Annotated in this window: 5 protein-coding genes and 1 pseudogene; 5 read left to right on the top strand and 1 reads right to left on the bottom strand. The window is 64.2% G+C overall.

The features are described 5' to 3' along the window. The 5 genes and pseudogenes from AWB74_RS47550 to pyrF all read left to right on the top strand — a co-directional run. Positions 1-186 (top strand): annotated as a pseudogene (locus tag AWB74_RS47550) (IS481 family transposase); the annotation flags it as partial. Positions 187-819: 633 nt separating this feature from the next. Beyond that, positions 820-1,608, top strand: a complete 789-nt coding sequence (locus AWB74_RS36165) for an SDR family NAD(P)-dependent oxidoreductase (RefSeq protein WP_061151416.1) — start codon at positions 820-822, stop codon at positions 1,606-1,608. Next, a complete protein-coding gene (locus AWB74_RS36160) occupies positions 1,599-2,486 on the top strand; it encodes an SMP-30/gluconolactonase/LRE family protein (protein ID WP_061151415.1) in 888 nt (295 codons plus the stop codon). The genes AWB74_RS36165 and AWB74_RS36160 overlap by 10 nt, the downstream gene beginning before the upstream one ends. An 82-nt stretch (positions 2,487-2,568) precedes the next feature. Further along, complete coding sequence (locus AWB74_RS36155; RefSeq protein ID WP_061151414.1) at positions 2,569-3,657, top strand: aldose 1-epimerase; 1,089 nt, start codon at positions 2,569-2,571, stop codon at positions 3,655-3,657. 55 nt (positions 3,658-3,712) lie between these two features. Further along, positions 3,713-4,528 (top strand): orotidine-5'-phosphate decarboxylase, encoded by an 816-nt coding sequence (pyrF, locus tag AWB74_RS36150; RefSeq protein WP_061151413.1) that lies wholly within the window; start codon positions 3,713-3,715, stop codon positions 4,526-4,528. A gap of 10 nt (positions 4,529-4,538) precedes the next feature. Here the strand turns inward: pyrF and AWB74_RS36145 are convergent, their stop codons facing one another. Next, positions 4,539-7,853: a DEAD/DEAH box helicase gene (locus AWB74_RS36145; RefSeq protein WP_061151412.1), complete on the bottom strand. Its 3,315-nt coding sequence runs from the start codon at positions 7,851-7,853 to the stop codon at positions 4,539-4,541. Position 7,854 lies beyond the last annotated feature (1 nt).

Here is a 7,854-nt window from a genome sequence, read left to right as displayed (position 1 = left end):
GTGCTGCGCGTGGGCTGGAACGGCAAAGTAACGTTTCGAGGTCACCATTTGCGCGTATCCAGCGCGCTGCACCGACTGGACATCGCCGCGCGACCCAGCAGCAAAGTTGCCGATGCCTACGACTTCTACTTCGCTCATCATCGACTCATGACGTTTGACCCAAACCAGCCCGATGCGCCAAGATGAATGTGTCAGCTATGTCCCCGACGAAAGTGTCAACCATGTCCCCGGTCTATACACTGCTGCAAAGAAAGTCACCAAAGAAAGCAGCTTTTCGACCCAGAGTGCCTCACGCCGGCCGCGGCACAGGCGATCGGTTGAATGGAACCCGGAGTAGCGAGTGTTCTCGTAGGTCTTATCGGGCGTGGATCGCGCACGGTCTGCCGCCCGATAGCTTTAAGCAAACTGGTTCAGCACGAAAGAGTTCCGGCACAGCGCTACGCGCTGCCGCCGCGTATGCAAGGGAAACCAGCGGTGGGCCGGCAACGGTGGGAGCAAATACGCAACCTCGCGCAAACCCGATTGACCGGTCGGCCGCGAAGCGGGCTGGAGCTAAATGGTGCTGAACCAGTTTGTTGTGTGGTGCGATGTGACAGACCGTGCGCGATCCAAGCCCGATGAGACCTTCGAGGGCACTCGCTACTCTGGGGGCCATTAGGCCAATCGCCTGTGCCGCGGCCGGCTGGAAGTGCTTAGGCTGGGGATAGCTGTTTCTTTGGTTACTTTCTTTGCAGCAGCAAAGAAAGTGACTGCCGCCCCGCACAGGGGCAGAGCAAACAGACCGACACGAATTCAGGATTCCACGGAAAAAATAGCGACATGGCAACCATCAGCAAATCACTAGCAAAGTACCCCAGCCTGGAAGGTAAAACAGTCCTGATCACCGGCGGCGCCACCGGCATCGGCGAGGGCTTCGTCGAACACTTCTTCGACCAGAACGCAAAAGTCGCCTTCTTCGACATCGACACCGACGCAGGCGAAGCGCTCGCCGACCGCCTGGGCGCAGCGCTGCAGGCAAATCAAACCCGCCCGATGTTCCTGCGCGTCGACCTCACCGACATCGACGCGCTGAGAAAAGGCATCGAAGACGTGAGAAGCGCGCTAGGCCCGATCAACGTGCTCGTCAACAACGCCGCCAACGACAAGCGCCACGCAATCGAAGACGTCACGCCCGAGTCCTACGATGCAGGCATCGCGATCAACATCCGGCATCAGTTCTTCGCGGCACAGGCCGTGATCGAAGACATGAAGCGCTCAGGCGGCGGATCGATCATCAATCTCGGCTCGATCAGCTGGATGCTCAAGCAAGGCAACTTCCCCGTCTACACGACGTCGAAATCCGCGGTGCAGGGCATGACGCGCGGCCTCGCGCGCGACCTCGGAAAGTTCGGCATCCGCGTGAATACGCTCGTGCCCGGCTGGGTGATGACCGAAAAGCAAAAGCGTCTGTGGCTCGACGACGCCGGCAGGGAAGCCATCAAGCAAGGCCAGTGCATCGGCGGGGAATTGCTGCCCGCGCATCTCGCGCGCGCCGCGCTCTTTCTTGCATCGGACGACAGCAGCATGATCACCGCGCAAGACATCATCGTCGACGGGGGATGGGCCTGATGAACAATCAAAGCGCCACATTGTTGATCGACAGCCGATGCACGCTCGGTGAAGGCGCGACGTGGTGCGCCGCGAGCGGCCAGTTCTGGTGGACCGATATCGAAGGCAAGAAACTGTGGCGCCACGATCCGCGCGACGGCTCGACCGGTTCGTTCGACATGCCCGAGCGCCTCGCGTGCTTCTCGACGTGCGCCGATGCGCGCTTCCTGCTGCTCGGGCTCGCGTCGCGGCTCGCGTTCTATGAAATTGCGACCGGCAAGATCGACACCATCATGGAAGTCGAAGCCGATCTGCCGACGCGTCTCAACGACGGCCGCTGCGACCGCGAAGGGCGCTTCGTCTTCGGCACGAAACATGATGTGGACGACGCGCAGGCCATCGGCGGGTTCTATCGGCTGAACCACGATTTGTCGCTCGAACGCCTGCCGTTGGGCGACTGCGCGATCTCGAACAGCATCGGCTTCAGCCCGGACGGCACGACGATGTACTACTGCGATTCACCGACACGCCAGATCCGCGTCTGCGACTATCCGACATTCGCGAACGACCGCGTGTTCGTCGAACTGACGGATGCGACAGGCGTGCCCGACGGTTCCATCGTCGATGCCGAAGGCGGCTTGTGGAACGCGCAGTGGGGCGGCGCGCGCGTGGTGCGCTATGCACCCGATGGCCGCGAGACCACGCGCATCGACATGCCGACCGCGCAGCCGAGTTGCGCCGCGTTCGGCGGGCCGGACTTCGGCACGCTGTATGTGACGAGCGCGCGCATCGGACTCGACGATCGCGCGTTGCAAAGCGATGCGCACGCGGGCGGCGTGTTCGTCGCGATGCCGGGCGCGCGTGGCATCGCGGAAGCCGTATTCGCCGGAAAAGCCTAAAGCACTGAGGCGGCGCGCAACGACGCGCCGTCCGACACGTCCCGGCCGTGCCGGGTTTTCGCCTCTCGATGGAGCACGAGTCATGACTGTTGCGCGCACAGAGCAAAGACCGAATCCTGCATCGACGACGTCCACGGCCCAGGCGAACGCCCGCCGGTCGAGACTGGCCGCCGCGGCCGAGCCGCCGATACGCCCCGGTCCGGGCACCGCGGCCGTCGCGATGAGCGGATCGAATGCCGAAGGCTGCATCACGCTCGCCAACGCGCATCTGCGACTCGAACTCGCGCCGTCGCTCGGCGGTGGCATCACGCGTTTCGACTGGCGGCATGAAGGCACGCTGGTGCCGATCTTCCGCCCGTGCATCGAGCCCGGCCCGGACACCGATCCGAATCAGCTCGCGTGCTATCCGCTCTTGCCGTATTCGAACCGCATCGGCAACGGGAATTTCCAGTTCTCGGGGCGCTCCATCGACGTGCCATGCAACCGCGCCGGCGAACCGCTGCCGCTGCACGGCGACGGCTGGCTCGGCGCGTGGCAAATCGAAGAGGAAACGGCAGGGCGCGCGCGGCTCACGCTCGATCGCAGCGACGGCAAGCCGTATGCGTTTCGCGCCGCGCAGACCTACACACTCGACGACGCGACGCTCGTCGTGACGCTCGACGTCGAGAACACCGGCGCCGACGCGCTGCCGTTCGGCCTCGGGCTGCATCCGTTTCTGATGCGCGAGGCGGACACGGAACTTTCCGCGGCGGCGGGCGGCGTCTGGCTGTGCGGCGACGACTGGCTGCCGGTGCGTCACGTGCCGACGCCGCCGGCGTGGCAGTTCGGCGTCGCCTATCCGATGCCGTCCGAGATGGTGAACAACGCGTTCACCGGCTGGAGCGGCCGCACGAGCGTGCTGTGGCCGAAGCGGCGACTGTCGCTGACGATCGCCGCCGACACCGACTACTACGTGCTGTATGTGCCGCCGGGCGAGAGCTTCTTCTGCTTCGAGCCGGTCGATCATCCGATCAACGCGGTGAATCTGCCGGGCGGCGGCGAGGCGCATGGGATGACCGTGCTCGAGCCCGGGGAACGGCTGTCGCGTGGATTTCGTTTTACGGTCGAGCGCATCGGGGAAGCGGCGCGGCGTGCAAGACCCAAGGCGCGGGCGAGAGCGGCGGCGCGCTGACCGCAGGAGCCGCACGTTAAAATGCGTGGCATCGACGTTCAACGAAATCCCCGCCATGTCCTTCATCGAATCCCTCAACGCCGCGTGGTCGCGGACTCAATCCCTTTTGTGCGTCGGCCTCGATCCCGAGCCGTCGAAATTTCCCGGCGCGCTCAACGGCCGCGCCGATGCGATTTTCGAGTTCTGCAAGACCATCGCCGATGCAACCGCACCGTATGCGTCGTCGTTCAAGCCGCAGATCGCGTACTTCGCGGCGCATCGCGCGGAAGATCAGCTCGAAGCGCTGATCGCGCATATCCACGAAAAGCATCCCGGCATTCCGGTGATTCTCGATGCAAAGCGTGGAGACATCGGCAGCACGGCGGAGCAATACGCGAAGGAAGCCTTCGAGCGCTACAAGGCCGATGCCGTGACGGTCAATCCGTACATGGGCTTCGATTCGATCGAGCCGTATCTTGCGCATGAAGGCCGTGGCGTGATCGTGCTGTGCCGCACGTCGAACGCGGGCGGTTCGGACCTGCAATTCCTGACGACGTCCGATGGCACGCCGCTGTATCAGGTCGTCGCGCGGCTCGCGGCGGAAAAGTGGAACGCCAAAGGCCAACTGGGTCTGGTCGTCGGCGCGACGTTCCCGAAGGAAATCGAAACGGTGCGCGGGATCGTCGGCGAGATGCCGCTGCTGATTCCGGGCATCGGCGCGCAGGGCGGCGATGTCGAAGCGACCGTTCGCGCGGGCCGCACGGCGAACGGCGCCGGCATGCTGATCAACTCGTCGCGCGCGATCATCTACGCCGGCAAGGGCGATGACTACGCGCAAGCCGCGGCGGAAGCGGCGAAAAAGACGCGCGACGCGATCAATCAGTATCGGTGAGGCGCGTAGATCAATCGTCGGGAATCGGCGCGAACAACGCGTCGATGTCCTCGGCGGAGAACTTCGCGACCGCCTGCGCGTCTTCGGACAGGATGCCCGCCGCGAGCGCCGCCTTGCGCTTCTGCATGTCGAGAATCTTCTCCTCGATGCTGCCCGCGGCCACCAGCTTGTACACGAACACCGGTTTGTCCTGCCCGATGCGATGCGCCCGGTCCGTCGCCTGATTCTCGGCGGCCGGGTTCCACCACGGATCGTAGTGAATGACGGTATCGGCGGCGGTCAGATTCAGGCCGACGCCGCCCGCTTTCAGGCTGATCAGGAAAACGGGCGCCTCGCCTGCCTGAAAACGCCGCACGGGCGTTTTCCGATCGGTCGTTTCGCCCGTCAGCGTGACATAGGCGATGCCCGCATCGTCGAGCATACGGGCGATGATCGCGAGCATGCTCGTGAACTGCGAGAACACCAGCACGCGCCGCCCTTCGTCGATGAGATTCGGCAGCAGTTCCATCAGCAACGCGAGCTTGGCCGATCCTTGCGCTTTCTTTATGCCCGTCAGCTTGACGAGCGACGGATCGCAACACACCTGCCGAAGCTTCAATAGCGCATCCAGCATCACGATATGGCTGCGCGCAAAACCCTGCTTCTCGATGGCATCGCGCACTTTCTTCTGCATCGCGGCGCGCACGGTTTCGTAGAGATCGCGCTGCGCGCCTTCGAGCTCGACGCTGCGCACGATCGTGGTTTTCGGCGGCAATTCCGTCGCGACATCGTCCTTGCGGCGGCGGAGCATGAACGGGCGAATCCGGCGCGCGAGCAGGTCGCGCCGCGTCATGTCGTTCTGCTTTTCAACCGGTTTGCGCCAGCGGGCCGCGAACTCTTTCTGCGTGCCGAGAAAGCCGGGCAGCAGGAAATCGAACTGTGACCAGAGCTCGCCGAGATGGTTTTCGAGCGGCGTGCCGGTGAGACACAGCCGATGCCGCGCCCGCAAGGTGCGGATGACGCCCGCCGCTTTGCTCGATGCGTTCTTCACGTACTGCGCTTCGTCGAGAATCAGCAAGTGATAGTCGTGCTGCGCGAGCGCTTCGTGATCGCGCCAGATCAGCGGATACGTCGTGACGATGAGTTCGTGCGCGGCGATATCGGCGAAGCGCTCGTGACGCTGCGGCCCATGCAGATCGAGCACTTTCAGCTCTGGCGCGAAACGCCGCGCCTCGTCCTGCCAGTTCGTGACGAGCGTGGTCGGCACGACGATCAGCGCCGGCTGGGTGAGGCGGCCTGCTTCTTTCTCGACGAGGATATGAGCGAGCGTCTGCACGGTCTTGCCGAGACCCATGTCGTCGGCGAGCACGCCGGCGAGGTCATGTTCGCGCAGGAACTGCATCCAGTCGACGCCCTCTCGCTGATACTCACGCAGCGTCGCGCTCAGTCCGCTCGGCGGCTCGATCCTGCGCGGCGCGGCGGCGTGGCGCAGCCGCCGCGCCAGTTCGATGATCGATGTGTCGCCGTCGAACTGCCAGCGCAGCTTCTCCTCGGATTCGGTGAGTCGGCCGGCTTCGAGCGTCGACAGGCGCAAGGGCGTTTCGGCGTGCCGATCGATGCGATCAAACAGATCGATCAGCGTGCGCACGAGCGGCTTGATGCGCGCGGCGCGCAGCATGAAGCGCCGGCCTTCGTGCGTGCGGAATTCGACGGCATGCGCGTCGTCGATGGCGTCGAGCGAGCCGTTGAGCCAGCGCCGGTCGCGCGCGAACAGATCGGCGAGAAGCGGTTCAAGGCGCACGCGCTGCGCTTCGACCGTGATGCCCAGCTCGATATCGAACCAGTCGTTTCCGGCTGCGTGTGCTCGTGCATCGATCTGCTCGATCTCGACGGTATCGAAGCGCGAGTTCGGCGTGATCTCGACGCGCCAGCCGGCGTCGCGCAACGCGGGAATCTCGTCGCTGACGAACGCGGGCCATGCGTCGCTGCGCGGCATGATGAAGCCGCCCGCAAAGGGCGATTCGTCGCGGCTCGCCGACGTGTCCGATATCGATTTGAGTCCGCATTTTACGAGGCGCTCGACGCACGCGTCTTCCAGATCGGCGCGGCGCGCGATCCGCACGAGTTCGCCATCCGCGAGCCGCGCCAGCACTTCGGGGCTGCCGGCCGAAATCATGATCTCGTCGTAGTCGAAATCGAGCAGCGCGAGGTCGAGTTCCAGCACGTTCGTATCGAGCTTGCGAGGCGTGTCCATCAGGAGCGTGTCGAGCGTGAGCACGGGCGTCGGCGCGACATCGATCATGCGCATGTCGATTTCGCCATCGACGGGCGGCGCAGGCAGCGTCGGCGCGAATTCCTGCAAAGCCGCTCGCACGATTTCCGCTTCGCTGACCGTCAGCACCGGCATCTCGAGATAGTCGGCGAGCAGTTCGTCGGGAACGGGCGCGTCGATCAAGCCCGTTTCGTGCGTGAACATGTCCACGTACCAAGGCGGCTCGACGGGCAGCACGACGTTCGATTGCGGCTCGGTTTCGAGCGCCGCGAAGATCATGTCGTCGCCGTGCGGTATCCATTCGATGTCGGCGCGACGGCGTGCGCCTTCGTGCAGCGGGTTGTCGAGCGCCAGCTTGTTCAGATCGGCTTCGTAGAAGAGCCGGCCGGTCGCGAGCATCATCTTCCAGACAGCCGCGCCTTTTTTGCCGCGGAGGTGAAAAGCGTTCGTCGAGAAGCCTCGTTCGTTGCGGAGCGCGCGCAGGATCGTGTCATCGTCCTGCGTGACGAACTTCGGCGGCGTGTTCCAGCTCGCGTAGTTGGGCGACCAGAACTCGGCCGCGCGGATGGTTCCATCGACGCCGAGCCGTGCCTTGTACGTCACCAGTTCGACGACCGCCGACTGAATGCGCGCGGGTATGAGCACATACACGATCTGATGGTTCACGCCGCCGCTTTTGCCAGCCGGCCTGGCCGCCTTCGTCTGCGTCTGCTGAACCCGTGCGCGAAAGCCCGAGAGCCATTGCTCGACTTCGATACTCAGGCCCGTTTTCGACGCCTGCTGTTCGAGTTCCAGCAGCGCGAGCAGCGTGGCCGCAACATGCTTGCACTGATAGCCGACCGGACACGAGCAGGAGCCGCTCGGACGATGGCCGCGGAAGGAGATCTCGACATCGTAGGGCTCCGGTTGCGTGCCTGCGACTCGCGCGCTGAGCATCGGGCCCGACCATGCGATACCGGAGACAGCGCGAACATAACCCAGCGCTCTATCGAATGTCTTCGGGCCCACCCATGCGGCGATCTCGGATCGGGTGAACGCGATGGCGCGAACTGGAGTGTGCGGTGAACTGCTCATG

Source organism: Caballeronia arvi (assembly GCF_001544695.2).
Classification (GTDB): domain Bacteria; phylum Pseudomonadota; class Gammaproteobacteria; order Burkholderiales; family Burkholderiaceae; genus Caballeronia; species Caballeronia arvi.
This window is presented reverse-complemented; position numbering and strand designations above follow the sequence as displayed.

What these genes read in the sequence shown, in the direction of transcription:
- AWB74_RS36165 (WP_061151416.1), top strand. Translation starts at nt 820, where the DNA reads ATGGCAACCATCAGCAAATCACTAGCAAAGTACCCCAGCCTGGAAGGT.
- AWB74_RS36160 (WP_061151415.1), top strand. Translation starts at nt 1,599, where the DNA reads ATGGGCCTGATGAACAATCAAAGCGCCACATTGTTGATCGACAGCCGA.
- AWB74_RS36155 (WP_061151414.1), top strand. Translation starts at nt 2,569, where the DNA reads ATGACTGTTGCGCGCACAGAGCAAAGACCGAATCCTGCATCGACGACG.
- pyrF (WP_061151413.1), top strand. Translation starts at nt 3,713, where the DNA reads ATGTCCTTCATCGAATCCCTCAACGCCGCGTGGTCGCGGACTCAATCC.
- AWB74_RS36145 (WP_061151412.1), bottom strand. Translation starts at nt 7,853, where the DNA reads ATGAGCAGTTCACCGCACACTCCAGTTCGCGCCATCGCGTTCACCCGA.